Genomic DNA, 18,761 nt, shown 5'->3' on the forward strand with positions numbered 1-18,761 from the left:
ACAACCTTGTTGTTCTTTTTTGATTGAAAGTGAAACGCTTACATTATTGAATTATATAATGAAGAAAGGGTGGATGCATGATGTATAAAAAGATAATGTCGGGGCTCATTTTATGTACTCTTCTAATTTCGTTGTTACTCCCGCTACCTAAAGGATTTGCCGCCGGAAGTACAGGCGTCCTTCAATTCCAGGATGATTTCAGTGCAGGGATGTCACTGTGGAATGGAATTAACGGGTCATGGGTCGTCGATAACGGCGCACTTCGCGTTACATCGTCCAGCTCGAACAATATTGAGATGAAAGGGACGAATTCGGTTTGGCAGGATCAAATCGTTGATTTTAGGCTGAAAATCTTGGAAACGCCAGGAGGTGGATTTACAAGAGTATATACGAGGTATAGTAGCAATACCAGCAATTTGAGCTTGATGATCCGGCCTATCGGGTTAAGTTATACCATTAATGGGTCTAGCGAGGTGTCCCTTTCCGGCTATAAATTTACCGTTGGCAGTAACTACGACATCAAGATGAATATATCGGGAAGCACGGCAACCGTATATGCAAAAACTGAATCGGAAACCAATTATACAAGTGTAGGAACGATTACGGGTGTACCCGTTCAAAGCGGAAAGGTCAGATTTTCAACCTTCAACGATAAAGTGCAGCTCGACAATGTAAGCGTTGTCAATTTGCGTGATTCGGCTTTTATGGCTAACGGAAACATATTGTCTTCTTTGAACGTGGGAAGTCAATCCAATTTGCAATTAATAAATGCGACTGGAAATTCGGTTATATGGACTTCTGGCGACGCGGGGAAGGCAACTGTTGATGGAAACGGTGTGGTTACCGGGTTAACCAGAGGACTAGTTACGATTACTGCCGCTACGGCAGACAATTTGTCGCAAGTGAAATTCGATATCTATGTGAAAGATCCGGTGGATTCCATAGGGGTATTGCAGTTCCAGGACGATTTCAGCAATGGTATGAATCTATGGAATCCTGTACAGGGCACTTGGATGGTTGATAATTCCCGATTATCTTCGACAACAACCGCTTCCTCTCTGATTGAACTCAAAGGGGCGAATGCACAATGGAGAAATCAGACGATTTTGATGCGGTTTAATCGTGGAGACAATTTGGCCGGAAACTTCATTTCCATTAAGCTTAGATATGTGAGCGAATCCGATTACACACGGCTGCTGATCAGGGGGACCGGATTAAGCTATATTAAAGCAGGTGGTACAGAGCAGTCCTTTTATTCCGCAGCATTTAATCAAGGGATAGATTACGATATCAAACTGGCTGCTTTGGACGATTCGGTTCAAGTATATGTAAAAAGCGCAGCGGATGCTGATTATACATTTGCGGGAGCCATTTCCAACGTTGCGTATTCATTTGGCAAGGTGCAGTTGACTACTTACAATTTAAAGGCGTCTATTGATGATATTAAAATTTGGAACCATGAAAGCTCGAAGTTAGTCATGGGCACCAAGCTGGCCGCTTACGCCAGAGGAAATAGCGCGCCTATTCCGATCACCAATAAAACTGGCAAGAATGTCGTATTGAGCTCAAGCAACCATGCTGTAGCAACAGTCGATCAAACTGGTGTTGTCACAGCCGTCGCAAAGGGGCAGGCTACTATTACCGCTGCAACGTATGACGGTTCTTATCAAGATAAGAGTGACGTTGTCGTCTATGTCCGGCCAACAGGCGTTTCCCTAAATAAGGCAAGTACTTCGCTATATGTAGGGGAATCCGAGGAACTCACAGCGACGATCGCTCCAACTGATGCCGATAACTTGTTCACCGTATGGTCAATCAGCGACCCATCCGTGGCAAGCTTGGTCGGCGGAGCAAGCAAGTCCAAAGCCATCAAAGCGTTGTCCGCCGGGACGACGACGGTTACTGTTACTACGGTAGACGGCAGATTTTCGGCCACAACCCAGGTTACGGTGAATCCTATACCGGGTCCAACCGTTTCATCTGCGGAATTCCAGATCGATACGACTCCGTATGCTTTGTCGCCCTATCTATTAGGGGTGCATAACGAACAAGTTTTAAAAATCGGCAGGGTGACCGATTTTCAACCTGCAAGTCATGATAATCTCGGCATGGAACTCAAGCTACAAAACGTGCGTGGTCCGGATGGAACAGGTGCTGATTTCTACATGTACAACGAAGGTACCCTTATTAATTCGAAGGATCCGCGTTATCAGCAATTTTACGGAAATAAAACGATCGGGGCTATTGAAAATGTAAGCTTAAAGCCGGGTTTTCCTGGGCTATCCCTTGCGAATTCGTACCATCTGGCCAATACTTTGGGTGTGCCGTACGTATATGACTTGAACGTCATCTCACAGTCGGTAGATGAAATTATGACTCAAATTCGGCAGATGAAGCAGCTGACAACCCAGCCTATTTATGTGGAAATGGGGAATGAGCTATATTCCATTTTCTTTGATAAAGCATTTCCATCGGTAAACGAGTACATTGCAAAATGCAAATTGATTTATCAGGGCATCAAAAACATCGACCCAACCATAAAAGTTGGTATTGTCGCGGTCGCGAAAGACCTTGAAGACAGGATCGCGGCTGACCCCAATAATCAGCCAGATCCTAATGTCGACTGGGGAGCAACGCAAGGGGGGCGGGTTGCTGCTTGGAACCAGAGCCTGGCGCAAGATACCAGTTTCTACGATGCGATCATCGTCCATGTGTATTCCCCTATTCCTTATCTGAATGATTTGACGAACAGCAAGATGATGGACTATTTGTATACGTATAACCAAAGCGCATTAGAAGGGCTAATCATTCAAAAAAATCAATTCCCGGGCAAGGAAATGTGGGTAACGGAATGGTCCTCGCTTCCGACGGTTATTTTCGGAGAGACGGACTTAAACGAGAAGGCACGCAAACAGTTCATGAAAACACCAGGATTTGCGATCCACAGTATGGAACGGGTGCTGCAAATGATCGAGTCAGGCGCAGTGACGATTACCGACGTGCACGCGATGGTGGATACTCAGGGGTTTGGAATCGTGCAGCAGGCATCGAATGGCGATCTCGTCAAATTACCGAATTTTCATGTATTTAAAGCATTGGGTGATTTGCTTGACGCAAACAGCAGTTTCTACAAGATCAATCTCGCACAGGGCAATGTTCAAAATGAAAAACTTCGCTTTATAGCAACGAATGTATATTATAATGTCGCGGATGTTGGCGCATGGGGATTCGGCGATGCAAGCGGCATTAAGAAGGTCGTATTTGCCAACCGCACGATGAACCCAGTTAACGTATCCGTACCAGGAGCGGCGCTCAAGACGAATTGGATATACGGGGGAGAAAATCCTTTGCCGGATTACCTCACCAATCCGAATGCGAGCTGGCTGGACGCTCCTCAGGTCAATCCGTTGCCAGAGGCACCTGTCTCAAGTTTTGCCGGACAGATCCAATTGAAGCCTTATTCGATGACGATCGTAGACATTGCAGACATGACAGTGCCAACTGCATCGGTCGCATATAGCAGCACAACACCGACCAATGATATTGTAGTAGCGTCCATTACGCCAAGCGAACATGTAACGATCACGAACAACGGGGGGGCAAACTGCTACTCGTTCCTCATGAACGGCAGCTTTACTTTTGAATTTGTTGATGATGCAGGCAATCAGGGTACTGCGACCGCAACCGTAAACAACATGATTACGAAAAGCCAAGGAGTGCCGGGAAAACCTGATCTGTCTAATGACAATGGATTTGATACTGGCATTCAAGATGGCAACTACAGGGTGAAAATGGATATGTGGTGGGGAGATAACGGTAGAATCTATAAGCTATATGAAAATGATGTGCTCATCGAGACCCAAATTCTTGTGGATAATTCACCGAGTGCCCAATCTACCGTAACGTCAGTTACCTACAAGATGAATGGGACCTATCGCTACTACGCTGAACTCACCAATACTTTTGGCACAACGAGAAGTGACATTATGACCGTTATCGTTACTCAGGCAACACCGGCTAAACCGGTCCTTTCCAATGACAACTGGGATGGCGAAGGGAATTTCAAAGCCACCATGAATATGTGGTGGGGCACGAATGGAACGACCTATCATTTATACGAAAACGATATTCTTATCGATACGCAAACACTTTTGGATAAAACACCCACTGTTCAATCAGCAGTAACGACCATAGCAAATAGAGCAATAGGCACCTATGAGTATCGAGCTGAGCTAGTTAACTATGCGGGAGCAAAATCTAGCGATAAGATGATTGTAAAAGTAACGAAGTAGAAAGCTTTAGAAAAGAAACTCTAGAAGCGGAGAACGCGTAACATACGCGGCTCCGTTTTTTTATCATGCCGGGCGTTTCATCGAGCACCCTCAAGAGTTGACTTTGGCTGTTAGAACCCATATTGTGGAATCGGAACGGTTCTTCTTTTGTTTGAGAATATTGTTGATCGAGGGAAAATGAACGATTGTTCTACCTTACCTTTCAGTTGTACAGTTGGATCGCAGGAGAATTGTAGTTCTCCTGTTAAACTACAATATTCGAGTTCAACTTTAGGGGAGAGATAAGATTTGTCTAAACATTGGCAAGCACGTTGGATAACGGATACCCCGTTTAAATCGATGGAACCATTGGATTTATTTCATAAAGAGATGGATGCAGCTGAATCAGAGGCGCATCTCGAGGATTTGCAGCATCATCATTGGTTTGTAAGGACCACATTTAATCTGGCATCTATTGATCTTGAAAGCGTTTCATTATATATGGACATCACAGCGGACGATTACTACAAGTTGTATCTGAACGGCCGTTTTGTTGCTCAGGGACCGGCTCAGAATGAAGCAGGCCACTACTATTACAATCGGGTCGAGGTTGGTTCCTTTCTCCAAGCGGGGAACAATGTCATCGCTGTCCACGTGTATTACCAAGGGCTAGTTAATCGGGCATATAACAGCGGCGATTATAGGCAGGGGCATATCGCAGAGCTGACAACGGGCGACCGTGTTCTCGTGAAAACCGATGAGACTTGGCGAGCTAAACGGGCAGAAGAATACGTGAAAGGGGAGGCATTTGGTTATTCCACTCAATTTGTAGAACATATCGATGCCCGAAAGTCTGAGAAAGGCTGGAAGGATCTTTCCTTTGATGATTCCGCTTGGCTTCCCGTCCACACGAACGATCAAGCGGACTATACGCTCATGGAGCAGCCGACACCTGTTTTATCGGTTTATGAGAAGAAGCCGTATCGCGTAGAAAGAAGGGCTCCCGGTCATTACTGGATTGATTTCGGCGAAGAAATCACGGGGCAATTTACCATGGAGGCGGAAGGGGAAGCAGGCGCAGAAATCGAAATCCGCTGCGGGGAAGAACTGGAAGCGGACGAACAAGCGGTCAGATTTAACATGCGCTGCAACTGTACGTATCAAGAGCAATGGACGCTATCCGGGGATTGCGATAGACTGGACTTTTACGATTACAAAGGTTTTCGATACGTGGAAGTGTTCGGCCCCGAACAAGCGATTCGCCCTGATTCGTTTCAAGCGATCGTCAGACACTATCCCTTTAATGAAGAAAGCTGCCGTTTTCAAAGTTCGGATGACTTGATGAACCGAATTTTTCAAATATGTAAAAACGGAGTTAAATACGGTTCCCAAGAAAACTTTGTAGACTGTCCAACCCGTGAGAAAGGACAATACTTAGGCGATAACACAGTGATCGGGCATGCTCACATGCTCCTCAGCGGTGATCTGCGATTGTACAAGAAAGCAATTGAGCAATTTGCACTTAGTTCCTCTACGTGCCCAGGTCTCATGTCAGTAGTTCCAGGGAATTTTATGCAGGAGATTGCTGACTTTTCACTTCAATGGCCCCTACAGCTGCTGGAATATTATCGTTACAGCGGAGATCTGACCTTTTTGCGGGATATGTATCCTTATGCGGAGCAACTGCTCCGTCATTTTCAAGCCTACGATCGAGGTGACGGATTATTACACGAAATCACCGATAAATGGAATTTGGTTGATTGGCCGAAGGAGCTGCGCGATGAATACGATTTTGAGCTATCGAAGCCGATAGGTCCTGGTTGCCATAACGTGGTTAATGCGTTTTATCTTGGCTGCATCCAAGCTGTGAATGAGATACGTGATTTGCTGGGGATTTCTTACAAGGATGAGCTTCCACGGTTAAAAAGGCGTTTCATCGAAGTTTTTTATGATCCGACCCGCTGTTTATTTACAGATGCGGAGGGAAGCAGACATCACGCGCTGCATGCCAATGTGCTGCCCTTGCTGTTTGATCTGGCTCCGGAGGAATCCGTTCCATCGATTGTGGATCAAATTCGCGAGAAAAGATTTTCGTGCGGCGTGTACTTTTCCTATTTTGTCCTAAAAGCTTTGGCGAGAGTTGGAGAGCATACGTTGATTTACGAGCTTATGAGCTCTGAAGAAGAACATTCTTGGGGAAATATGCTGAAAGAAGGGGCAACAACTTGTTTTGAGGCCTGGGGGAAAGATCAAAAGTGGAATACCAGTCTTTGTCACCCTTGGGCAAGCGCCCCTGTACCCTTGCTGATTGAGGAAATCATCGGACTGAAACCGTCCAAACCGGGGTGGAAGGAGATTTCATTTTCACCAAAAATTCCGGCACACTGGGAGCATTTTACGCTGGAAGTCCGCGTCCCTTCTGGTATGATTCGGCTTGCATACAACCATGGACAGTGGGCCCAGGATTTCCCGCAACAAGTATCGGTGATCAGATACTGACCATAAAAAATATTTGTAAAAAAGGAGACTAAACGATGATGAAGAATATTTCGCTGAACAAGACTTGGTTTCGTCGTCTCCTGTTTTCCTATGTAACGATTTTCCTTTTTATTGTGCCTCTACTTATGTTTATCCTGTTGATGGCATTCAGTGAGCTATCTCGAAAAACCGCGGTCGAATCCAATAAAATTTTCACCAAACAAGTGCTCCAGTCCATTGACAATCAAATGAAGTTGATCGATAACACGATTACGAATGAGATCGCAAGCGATGATGATATGCTATCTGCTTTTTTTAATCCTGCTTTACGCGACGACCGATTTTATTCAGGCTATTTGTCGTCTGTCAAAGTAAAAAGTCTCATGGCAACGATGCCTCTCATCGACTCGATCTATTTATATAGGCTGTCAGACGATACGGTGCAGACACCATACTCCGTTTCCAAGCTAGCTACATTTAATGATAAGCAATTGATTGTAGAAGCTTTGAAGCAATCCGGACTAAATCAGCAATGGACAGAAGTGCGGAAAGGTTACACGGAGCAAGGAGAACCCACCGAATTTGTATCTTTAGTGCGATATGTCCCATTGAATTCTGGTAATGACGGACTAATCGTTGTCAATGTGCAGATTCAAGCGGTTGCCCGTTTCGTTCAAACACTGACGACGGAAAATTCCAATCATCTCAGCCTTTATGACCGCGAGGGGACGCCTATTTATGGTAGTATTCATGGGAACGATTCCCTAATGACGAAGATGCACTCTGATTATTCCGAATGGGCTATTTTCAGCAGTGTGGCGAATGGTAATTTGTTTCGTCTTGTCTCCGCAATATCGAAATATTGGATATTTGTTTGTGCGATTTTCTTTAGTATTGGTGTGATATGGATTGTTGTGGTTACCAGGCGGAACTATAAGCCAGTAGAAACGATCATACAGCGTATCCAATTATTCTCCCAGCAAAAAAGCGCCGAGCTGTTCCGTAAAGGCAATCAAGACGAATTTAAGTTCATCGATACGGCCTTGGTAAATTTGATGGAAAGGTCAAATGCCTATCAGAAGCAGCACGAGGAAGATTTAGTTTTTAAGCGAAAACACTTCTTTTTCGAATGGCTGGATGGGAATCGTCCCTTGAAGGTCGAAGAGTGGCAACAAGAGATGGAGAGCCTCGGAATGCCAAGTAATTTTGACTCGCTATGTGTTAGTGTGCTGGAAATTAATAAATATAGTAAATTCGCAAATCTTTATTCAGATCATGATCAAAATTTGCTTAAATTCGTTTTGTGTAGCGTAGTAAAGGAAATCGCATTTGGCCGAAATGTTACCATATGGACCGAGTGGACGTCCAAAGATCAATTGACTTTGCTGCACTTGGTCCAGAAAGTACCGCCTGAAAGTACGCCCGAGCAGATCGCGAGTGATATAGCCAATGACATGATGCAATGGGTGAAGACCTACCTTGATTTTAATATTACAATGGGCATAGGTTCAGCAGTCGATCGTATTGAACTTGTACATTATGCCTACGTTGAAGCGTTGGAAGCACTTCAATATAAACCAACACTAGGTGAGGATCGTGTGATCTGTTATTGGCAGATTAAACTTGAAAGTAAGCAACAGTCACTCGATCTTCTCGAATATATCCGCGCGATTGCATTTTCATTACGAACGGGGGAAGGAGATTGGCAGGTTAGCTTCGCACAGCTTTTCGATGGTATTCGAGCCGGTCTATATGCGCGTAAGGAATTAGACAACCTAATGAGCTACATGATATTTTTCCTTGATAAGGAGTTTACAGACCTGCCAGCGGGTGTGCAAAAACTGGGAGCAGACGGTTTGAAGGATAAACTGCAAAAGGTAGTAGACGACTGGGACACGGTGGACGAATTACAGGATATGTTAAGAAATGTTCTTACGAAAACAACAGAAGCGATGGCGACGTTGCGTGAGATGAGCAGCAACCATATGCTTATTCGCAAAATTAAATTGTATATGGAGGAACATTATCAGAATCCGGATTTATCATTGCTTCATTTAAGCGAAGTGTTTCATGTACATCTGAAAAGTATTAGTCGTACGTTTAAAGAAGAAATTGGTGAGAATTTTATTGATTATTTGACGCGAATACGTACAGAACATGCGAAAGAACTTCTGGTTCAAACCGAACACTCCATACAAGAGATTACGGTCAGAATCGGATATCTGCATCCGAACACGTTCATTCGATCATTCAAAAAGCTGGTTGGTCAAACACCAGGAGACTTTCGGAAGACTGCTCAAGTGAAATCATAAATAAGAACTTTGTTGATTGATATATTTTTGTTGATGAATAGGATTTGGATGGCCATAGGATCGGATTCACTGGTGAAAAAGCCAGGGATGACGGTTCTTTTTTTATTTGCGAATATTGTTGATCGAGGGAAAATGAACGATTGTTCCAACTTACCTTTCAGTTGTACAGTTGGATCGCAGGCAACTACAAAGAAAGAGGGAACAATATGAAAGCAATAGACCGAAGGGGAATCAACATGAAGAGATTAAGGGAGAATATACCATTGCTCCTGATGTTCATACCCGTCATTTTATTTTACTTAATTTTCAAATACGCACCAATGGCTGGACTGATCATTGCTTTTAAAGATTATAACTTTTTTGATGGCGTATTCCACAGTCCTTGGGTTGGATTTGAACAGTTCCAAAAGCTGTTCAGTGACCCAAATTCTTTAAAAATTATCCGAAACACACTTCTACTTAGCTCTCTAAATATATTCGTGGGATTTCCGTTTCCGATCCTATTAGCTATTCTTTTGAACGAAGCGAGAAAAATGTGGTTCAAGAAGATCGTTCAAACACTTGTATATTTACCTTACTTTTATTCATGGATTATTGTCGGTGGGATCGTCTTTAGTATTTTTGGAATCGAAGGAAGCTGGTTAAGTCATTTGATGACCCTTTTTAAACTTGAACCATTTCCATTCTTATACAATATCAAATCATGGATCACCATCTTTGTTAGTGCAGGAATATGGAAAGATATGGGTTTTAACGCCATCATCTATTTGGCGGCAATGACGACAATCGACCCGTCGTTGTACGAATCAGCAAGTATGGATGGTGCTAATAAAGGGAAACAGATTATTCATATTACGATTCCCGGAATTGCGCCAACTATCATTTTGGTCTTTATTCTTTCTATGGGGCGGGTGATGGAAGTCGGATTTGACCCCATTTACGTCTTGAAAAATGCTGCGGTGAACGACGTTTCGGATGTCATCAGCACGTATATTTATCGCGTTGGACTGCAAGGCGCGCAATTTAGCTTAACTACAGCAATGGGCATGTTTGAATCAGTCGTTGCTTTAATTCTACTGCTCTCTGTCAATTGGATTGCACGTCGCTTTCAGCAGGGTCTATTTTAGAAAGGAGGAATCGAGATGCGTGCATCCAATGGAGATAAAATCTTTTACATCATAAATTATATCGTATTAGCCTTAATTGCCTGCACTAGCTTGTTTCCACTTCTTCATTTGATTGCGCTTTCCATTAGTAGTTCATCCGCCATCGAAACTGGGAAAGTAAATCTGTGGCCTATCGGCTTCTCCTGGGAAACGTTTAACGTTTTGATCAAGGGAACACCGCTCATCCGATCTTTCAGCAACAGTGCTTTGATCACGTTCGTAGGTGTTACGTTAAGTTTGGTCACCACGATTATGGCTGCATATCCCTTATCACGTCCCAATTTTTATGCACGACGCTTCTTTACGCTTTCGATGATCTTCACGATGATCTTTACGGGAGGAATTATCCCTACTTTCCTGGTCATCCAAAATTTAGGATTGGTTAACTCCTATTGGGCGCTATGGTTACCGGGTTTAGTAAGTACCTATAACATGTTGCTTCTACGCACGTACTTCGAGAACATCCCGTCTGAAATTGACGATGCGGCACGAATGGATGGTTGCAGCGAAGTACGGCTTCTACTTCAAGTTGTATTGCCCATTTCTATGCCTGTTCTCGCGACATTAACGCTTTTCTATGGTGTTGCGTACTGGAATATTTTTATGAGTATGCTGATTTACATCAACGATACCGATAAGCACAACTTAACCGTTCTCGTACAACAAATGATTCAAAGCCAAAGCGTGCTGCAGCAAACCATGATGGTGCAGCCTGACGACCAGGTTCATGTGGTGGAAGAAGGCATTAAAGCTGCAGGCGTGATCGTCATGATTACCCCGATGCTGGTGGTATATCCATTTTTGCAAAAATACTTTGTCAAAGGTGTCATGCTTGGTTCCGTGAAAGGCTAATGTAGGCAAAATGAATGCGTTAAGGAGGTGGTGCTGCAAAGGAGAATCTGGTTCTCAAAGATCCGATGAGGTAAGCTTAGGCAAACAAATAATGAATTCAAAAGGGGTTATCAAACATGAGAAAATGGTTTGCGACATCACTAACGATGGCATTATCCACTTCAATGGTTCTAACGGCATGCAGTACGAAATCTACCGAATTGCCGAGTTCCTCTACTAATTCAACAACGCCAACTGCATCAACAGCGCCAGCTGCATCAACGGCGCCAGTTAAGAAAGGGGATATATCCGTATCGGTTTATGATCGTGGAAATATTCCTGCTGCAGAAGGGACATTGGAAGATAATCGTTGGACAAAATTCATAAACGAGAATGGCCCTGCGAATGTCAAATATGTGCCAATTCCGCGCAACGATTCCGCACAAAAATTCAATGTACTGTTTGCATCGGGTTCGGCGCCTGACATTATTAACGAGTTTGATCCGAATATACTGAACCCGCTCATCGATCAGAAGCAGCTTATGCCGCTAAACGACCTGATCGAGAAGAACAGCGTTGAATATAAGAAGATTCTTCAGGATTATCCCGCATTGAAGAAAGTCGGGACCAGTCCTGACGGGAAAATGTACAAAGTTGGACGGGTGCTGGAGTCATTTCCAAGTTATGCGGTCTTCGTCCGTGAAGATTGGTTGAAAAAATTAAAACTCGACGTACCGAAAACGACCGAGGAGCTGTATAAAGTAGCCAAAGCGTTTGCGGAGCAAGACCCTGACGGTAACGGAAAGAATGACACATACGGAATGGCATTGAGTTATCGTTCGGAGTATGCAATCGATATGATGTTCGGAAATCCTGTGGAGCAATACGGTCTTGTGAACGATCAACCGACCCGTGCATTTGAAAATGCGAAATTGGCGACAGAGTTCAAAAAGCGCTTGTTTGATGAGGGACTAATCGATAAAGACTTTGTGAATGACAAAAATGGGGCAAAAGCCAAACAAGACTTTTTGAATGGCAAACTGGGCATTTATCCAACTTTTGTAGGAAGTTGGTTTGATTCGACAGTAACGGATATACAAACCTTGAAGAAGGCTGTCCCAGATGCCAGTGTCATCCCTATCGCACTGCCAAAAAGTCCAGTTGGCGAATTTATTCCGGATGTACAAAGTCCAGTGCAAATGACAACTGCGATTAATGCAAAGACGAAAGATCCAGTTGCAGCGATCAAATATCTCGACTTTATGAATCGTGTCTCGACGGGTACCAGCATCCTATTCGGATTGGAAGGTACGCATTATAAGAAGGATGTAAACGGATGTCCGCAAATCATCGATCCTAATAAAACGAAAGCAGAAATTAGCTGGGCGGGCGACTATGCGCAATCCTATTCCCGTTTGCTGCTAGGCAAGTGTTCGTTCTTCCAAAATCAATTCAATCCCGACATTCCAGAACAAAAAGCAGGACTGGATATGTTCAACAAAGCTGAGTCCTTATATCTCGATTCGACTAAAAAATATCGTTTCATCACCTTGCAAGAGCTGATACCGTCTTTCCCCAAAGATATGCAAACGTCATTTAACACTGTCAAAAAGCAAATTACCGATACGTGGTTGAAATCAGTCTTGAGCGGGGATAAATACTCGGTTGAACAAGCCTACAAGGACGTTCAGACTTCATGGGATAAAGCGGGCGGCAAACAAATGGATGACTTCATAATTGAGTGGTATAAAACCAATAAGGACAGCAGTTTCATGATGAAAGATTTATGGGAGACCGTGGCCAAACAAGCGCAAATGAAGAAGTAAGCAACGCGTATTTAACAAAGGATGGGGGCCGTTATACGAATCTGCGGTCCTCAGCTTTTCTTTATCCATGCATGAATACGAGGAGGGGGATTATGAGGAAGTTTAAGAAATTTGTTTGTGTCATGGGGCTATTATTTTTTATGGTCATTGGAGCACGTGCCGCACATGCGGCGGTTATACAACAGTTGCCAGTCTCGAACCCAGGATTTGAAACGCTGACCGTAACCAACGGTATCAGCAGTCCGAAAGACTGGAAAACGTGGTGGTGGAGCGGGCCCGTAAATAATCCTTCGATTTCGGCAGCAAGTTATACAGAGGATGAAAAAAGCGGCGGTCAACGCTCTGTATTTATAGACAGTGTCAGCACGGGATATGCCGGGTGGGTATCGAATCCCATAAGGCTTCCTTCAGATATGATGTCGTTTCGAATTTCTGCCAAACTGAAGACATCCCAAGATTATTCTGGAAACAAACCACGCTTTTGGGTTTCGTTCCAGAACAACGGGAGCTTTTTAGGCTCTTACACGACGGATCAGACCGAGGGGGTGTCACTTGGAGATTGGACGGAAGTTTCCTTTACCGTTGATCGAAGTCAATTTCCGGCAGGCACCAACACGCTTGTATTGAATTTGTCGACAACCAGCATTAATTCGGCGACACCAGTAAGCGGTAAAATTTACTACGATGATGTGATGGTGGAAGCGTCGGAAGAACCGATCCCTGTTATTCAGCAACTGCCGGTTTCGAACCCGAGCTTCGAGACATTGACCGTGACGAATGGTGTTAGCAGTCCAAAAGATTGGAAAACGTGGTGGTGGAACGGGTCCACAAACAATCCGCCCGTTTCGGTAGCGAATTATACAGAGAATGAAAAAAGCAGCGGTCTGCGCTCGGTGTTTATAGGCAGTGTCAGCAGTGGATATGCGGGGTGGGTTTCGAGTCCCATAACGCTCCCATCGAATATGACATCGTTTCGAATAACAGCCAAGCTGAAGGCATCGCCAGATTATTCGGGGAATAAACCGCGGTTTTGGGTTTCGTTCCAGAACAATGGGACTTTCTTAGGCTCCTACACGACGGATAAGACGGATGGTTTGTCCCTTGCGGATTGGACGGAAGTGTCGTTTACCGTTGATCGGAGCCAATTTCCGGCCGGGACGAACACGCTTGTGCTGAATTTGACGACTACCAGCATAAATGCTACGACACCGGCAAGCGGAAAACTATACTACGATGATGTGAAAGCGGAAGCGTCGAACCAATCGCTGGGGCCGGTTGTTTTTACGTTGAAAAGCAATAAATTTGCTAGCTGGTGGAATCTGGGGGACCCCGTCGTATATCAATTGAACGCCGGAGCAGTAGCGAGTTCCATTAACACCATTATTGGTAGCGTTTACAATTCTGACAATGAGTTAGTAGTACAAGTGCCTGTATCTAGACAGACATTTCTCGATACAGGCTGGAGCTGGACGCCTCCAGAGCCGGGGTATTACGAAATTGCTTTTTCCTATCAGCAGAACGGTAGTACGGATTTAACGGATCTGCCCGTCAAATATACGTATTCACAGACGGATCTGACTACGTTTGCTCGTGAGCGGTATTCCTTGGTAGTGAGTCAGGGGCTAACAAAACCAGTCTCGCAAAGATGGCCGACGATGGGCTTTAGCTATCAGCTTTCGGAAGGCGAGAATGCTATGAAACTGGCTGATTTAGTGGGATTTCGCTTTGCACGAATTCATGCAGTGCCATGGGGATCGCAGTTCCGCGATACGAGCTGGGCGATTGAACCGTCACGAGGTGTTTATGAGTGGTCGAGATTCGATGACCAAATCAACAAGCTGTCAAGTTACGGCTTTGATATGATTGGAAATCTGTTATACACGCCGCAGTGGGCATCACCGCATCCGGAGCAAACGCAGGCGAATATTAGTGTGCCAGCCTATTCCGCTTATGCTCCTGTGGATATGAAGGACTGGGAAGATTTTGTTCGTGCCGTCGTTACTCGGTACGATAGTCGTATTAAGACGTGGGAGGTATGGAATGAGCCAAACTTGCCGGGGTTGAGCGTTTTTTGGCTGGATTCAACGGAGCGTTTCGTTGAGCTGTTGAAAACTGCGTATCGGACAATTAAAGAGGAGCAGCCGGATTCAGATGTATGGATTGGCGGACTTGCAGGGCGCAACTATTTGTCATTTTATAAAGAGCTGCTCAGCTTGGGCGGAGCTTCCTATTTTGATAAGCTCTCGCTGCATGGTTACCTGCCAGATCCGCGCGAATTCCAGCGTATAGATCAGGCTTTTGGGATCGCATCCAAGCCGTGGGCCGATTCGGAGAGTCATGCGATTCTGGTCAATTCCAATTCAGTAACAGGCACAGTGCCTACGGAATCTGAGATCGCCAAGCGCATGATTGTTGACTTCCTGTCGCAGCTCAAATGGGGAACGCAAAAAATTGCCCTATTTCATATGCTGAATTTATCTGAGATGGAAACTTTATCTTATGCCAAGAGCACAGGAACTGTAACGCACGCATCGGGTTTATTCCGCTCTAAGCCACGAGTGGAGCCGAGACTCGCAGCGTCAGTAGCCCACCATTTTCTCGATCTTGCTGGCCAGTCGCTCGTTTACAAAGGGGAGTATGTTCTCGAGGGAGGACAAAAAGCAGTAGATCTCGACAATGACGGAGCCAGGCTCATAGGGGTGTGGTCTGACGCATCTTCAGAAGCTCCGATCGATTCGCGTCTAGCGGCTGCTTTCACGAGTGAGACTTTCGTTACTGACTGGGAGGGGAAAGTGCTAAGTGCCAATTACCTACTTAGCATACATCCTGGCAAGGTTTATTGGATAAGTAATGCGGATAGCGCAGCATTAGCGCTGCTTCCGATCTCAGAGCCGTTTTTGATCTCGGATTTCGACCGTAATACGAATCAAATCGATGTCCCTGAGTCGAAGGGAACTAGCGGAGAACTGTTCAATCCTGCCACCTTGGAAGTCGCTGACCATGCTGTATGGACTACCGATAATTGGGCGTATAAAGCAGCTGCCCAGTCGACGAAACCAGCGGATTTTGACGCTTCGTTTGCGGCGGGGTATTCAGAAAGCGGGCTAGACCTGATCGTTCGTGTGAAGGATGGGACATTTGTTCAGGATAATCCACTCGGAAGCTACTGGAAAGGTGACAGCATACAGTTCGCCATTGATACATTCGGACAGGGATTTACGGGAGATCAGGTGGAATTCCAGGCAGCACTGACACCGGAGGGCCCAGTGCTCTATAAACAATCGGTTCCTTATGTTGGCGGTAATTTACCAACCAATTGGACACCGGGCAACAGCGTAGCACAGTACGCGTCCTTCAAGGTAGATCAAACAGTCCCTAATGAAACGACTTATTATATCCATGTGAATTCTTCTGAGTTGTATCCTTATGTACATGATCCGAAAAGTCCACTTCGACTGTCTGTACTGGTCAACGACAATAACGGCAGCGGTCGGCTTGGATGGCTTGAGTGGAGCAGCGGGATTGGCAGTGATAAAAATCCGGCGAAATATGGGAAAGTGTGGATGTTGAATGGGCTAGTTGTTGAAGCAGCTCAAACGAGTATGACGGAGGGAGAAACCCAGACTCTGGGTGCCCATGGACTGACGGCAAGCGGGTTTATAGATGTATCAGGCAAAGCTGCTTGGCATTCATCTGATCCATCAAGCGTAACTGTGGATACGTATGGCACAGTGAAGGCGATTGGGGAAGGCAATGCGATCATTCAAGCATCGTACGGTCCCTTTGTCGGGAGCATAGCGATAACGGTAACGGCAGATAAACCGCCACCCTTTACGAGTGCGGACGTCTCACCTGGCCAGCCAGATGGACAAAATGGCTGGTACGTGAGTCCAGTTACAGTAAGCCTCTCCGCGGTCGACAATTTGTCCGAGGTAGCGAAAACAGAATACAGTCTCGATGGAGGAATAACATGGCAGTTGTATTCAGCGCCGGTTACCTTTGAACAAGATGGCAATTATACTTTGAGCTATCGCTCGACAAACCATGCAGGCAATGAAGAGGTTGCGAAAACGATCAGTTTTAAGATTGATAAGACTGCACCGACCGCAACTTTTGCATACAGCCAAGTAACGCCAACAACACAAGAAGTTGTCGCAACAATGACACCGAGTGAACCGGTAACGATCACGAACAACGGGGGTTCAAGCAGCTATACGTTCTACTTTAACAGCAGTTCTACCTTTGAAATTGTCGATGCAGCAGGAAATCATGGCACAGTAATGGCGATTGTGAACAATATCGTATCGAAGAGTAAAGCCATACCGGGTATGCCGATCCTTGCAGATGACAATGGGTACGATACAGGTCTACAAGACGGTAATTACAATGTTACGATGAACATGTGGTACGGAGGAAATGGTAGAATTTATAAGCTTTACGAGAATGATGTTTTAATCGATACGAAAATCCTTACTGACAATTCACCAAACGCACAAACGGTAGTAACCGCAGTTTACGGCAATAAGAATGGGACCTATCGTTACTTTGCGGAGCTTACCAATGCATTCGGCACAACGACGAGCAGTACGCACGTTATAACAGTCACGAAAGCAGCGCCGAACAAACCAGTTTTATCCAACGATAACTGGGATGGTGACGGAAATTTCAAAGTCAGCATGAACATGTGGTGGGGAACCAATGGCGGGGTGTATCATTTATATGAGAACGGTGTTCTTATCTATACACAAGCACTGACAAATCATACACCGTATGCCCAAGCGGAAGTAACGACCATAACGAATAAAGCAATAGGCACCTATCAATATCGCGGTGAGCTTGTCAATTATGCTGGAGCCACATCCAGTGATACGATGATAGTAAATGTAACTAAGTAAGCTTGGTATAGGAAAACTAAAAACGGAGAACGCGTAGTATACGCGGCTCCGTATTTTTAGTGATTTCAGTCTGTTGTCACTTTAGGTGCTATGATCCGGCAACAATGAGCTGACAATCAAAGATAACGTTTGCTTATATACCGCATAGGCTGATTGTACATCTCCCAAGTGCCCACCCATGTACAGATGAATAGCGCCGTGGAGCGAGGCCCAGCATATACGCACAACGGATTCGGCATCATAATGGGCTGGAATCAGTCCTTGCTCTTGCGCTTTGCTAATCGCCATCACAAATTGCCTCATGGCTGTTAAAGTGCCATGCATGCTTTCTTCATCCGGTTTGAAATCGGCGAAGGCTCCTCCGAACATCAACTTATAATAGCCGGAGTAATGCTGCCCGAATTGCCAAAAGGCTTCGCCTAAATTCAGTAAGTGCTGTACGGGATCATTCGTCTGTGATGTCCCCTCGAACTCGTTAGCGAGAAGCATACAACCTTCCAAGTACAACTGCTGTGCCAAACCCTCTTTATTGACAAACAAGCTATAAATAATTTTTGTAGAGCAATCCATTTCTTGGGCTACTCTGCGTACCGTAACGGCTTCTGGGCCCTCTTCTTGCAAGAGCGTTGCCGCCACATCAACAACCAGTTTGCGGAGATTTTCATTATTTTGCAAGCGAGCTTCTTTGTAGGTTTTCAAAATTCGTGTGTTTGTATTGGAAGGGATATCTTGGTCGCTCATAATCATCACCTTAGGTTCTCGTGTTTTTGTCAGGAAACAAAGTTTCTGACTCTCTTACCAGAAATTCTAAACAGTTGTTAGAGAGATGTCAATGAGACCGAGAATGTGGGAATGCGCATGTTGACTTTCCCAAAAAGGCAGGTTACAATGAATCTCAAATGAAACACTGTTACCGAAAAAACGATTCTTGACTTAACTTGGGAGTTGGGGATTACTTCTGACTAACTGGTAACATTGTTTC

8 protein-coding genes are annotated in these 18,761 nt (G+C 44.9%); 7 read left to right on the forward strand and 1 reads right to left on the reverse strand.

Going from position 1 to position 18,761, the window contains the following annotated elements; all coding sequences use genetic code 11:
- The first annotated feature begins 80 nt into the window (after positions 1–80).
- From ASL11_RS01145 to ASL11_RS01175, 7 genes are all read left to right on the forward strand, one after another.
- A complete protein-coding gene (locus ASL11_RS01145) occupies positions 81–4,292 on the forward strand; it encodes an Ig-like domain-containing protein (RefSeq protein ID WP_056608763.1) in 4,212 nt (1,403 codons plus the stop codon).
- A 288-nt stretch (positions 4,293–4,580) separates the two neighbouring features.
- Complete coding sequence (locus ASL11_RS01150; RefSeq protein WP_056608767.1) at positions 4,581–6,770, forward strand: family 78 glycoside hydrolase catalytic domain; 2,190 nt, start codon at positions 4,581–4,583, stop codon at positions 6,768–6,770.
- A 35-nt stretch (positions 6,771–6,805) separates the two neighbouring features.
- On the forward strand, positions 6,806–9,061 hold the full coding sequence (locus tag ASL11_RS01155) for a helix-turn-helix domain-containing protein (protein WP_056608771.1): 2,256 nt from the start codon (positions 6,806–6,808) through the stop codon (positions 9,059–9,061).
- 236 nt (positions 9,062–9,297) lie between these two features.
- On the forward strand, positions 9,298–10,188 hold the full coding sequence (locus ASL11_RS01160) for an ABC transporter permease (protein WP_082595219.1): 891 nt from the start codon (positions 9,298–9,300) through the stop codon (positions 10,186–10,188).
- A gap of 15 nt (positions 10,189–10,203) precedes the next feature.
- A complete protein-coding gene (locus ASL11_RS01165) occupies positions 10,204–11,079 on the forward strand; it encodes a carbohydrate ABC transporter permease (RefSeq protein WP_056608777.1) in 876 nt (291 codons plus the stop codon).
- A gap of 116 nt (positions 11,080–11,195) precedes the next feature.
- Positions 11,196–12,884 (forward strand): extracellular solute-binding protein, encoded by a 1,689-nt coding sequence (locus tag ASL11_RS01170; RefSeq protein ID WP_056608780.1) that lies wholly within the window; start codon positions 11,196–11,198, stop codon positions 12,882–12,884.
- 92 nt (positions 12,885–12,976) lie between these two features.
- Positions 12,977–17,779, forward strand: a complete 4,803-nt coding sequence (locus tag ASL11_RS01175; protein ID WP_056608783.1) for an OmpL47-type beta-barrel domain-containing protein — start codon at positions 12,977–12,979, stop codon at positions 17,777–17,779.
- Between the two features lie 81 nt (positions 17,780–17,860).
- On the opposite strand, the gene ASL11_RS01180 is transcribed toward ASL11_RS01175, so the two are convergent.
- Positions 17,861–18,520, reverse strand: a complete 660-nt coding sequence (locus ASL11_RS01180) for a TetR/AcrR family transcriptional regulator (protein WP_056609585.1) — start codon at positions 18,518–18,520, stop codon at positions 17,861–17,863.
- Positions 18,521–18,761: the final 241 nt, after the last annotated feature.

Source organism: Paenibacillus sp. Soil750 (genome assembly GCF_001428045.1).
Lineage (GTDB): Bacteria > Bacillota > Bacilli > Paenibacillales > NBRC-103111 > Paenibacillus_E > Paenibacillus_E allorhizoplanae.

Bases quoted from the DNA above. Each gene is read 5' to 3' on its own strand.
- ASL11_RS01145 (WP_056608763.1), top strand. From the start codon at position 81: ATGTATAAAAAGATAATGTCGGGGCTCATTTTATGTACTCTTCTAATT.
- ASL11_RS01155 (WP_056608771.1), top strand. From the start codon at position 6,806: ATGATGAAGAATATTTCGCTGAACAAGACTTGGTTTCGTCGTCTCCTG.
- ASL11_RS01160 (WP_082595219.1), top strand. From the start codon at position 9,298: ATGAAGAGATTAAGGGAGAATATACCATTGCTCCTGATGTTCATACCC.
- ASL11_RS01165 (WP_056608777.1), top strand. From the start codon at position 10,204: ATGCGTGCATCCAATGGAGATAAAATCTTTTACATCATAAATTATATC.
- ASL11_RS01170 (WP_056608780.1), top strand. From the start codon at position 11,196: ATGAGAAAATGGTTTGCGACATCACTAACGATGGCATTATCCACTTCA.
- ASL11_RS01175 (WP_056608783.1), top strand. From the start codon at position 12,977: ATGAGGAAGTTTAAGAAATTTGTTTGTGTCATGGGGCTATTATTTTTT.
- ASL11_RS01180 (WP_056609585.1), bottom strand. From the start codon at position 18,520: ATGAGCGACCAAGATATCCCTTCCAATACAAACACACGAATTTTGAAA.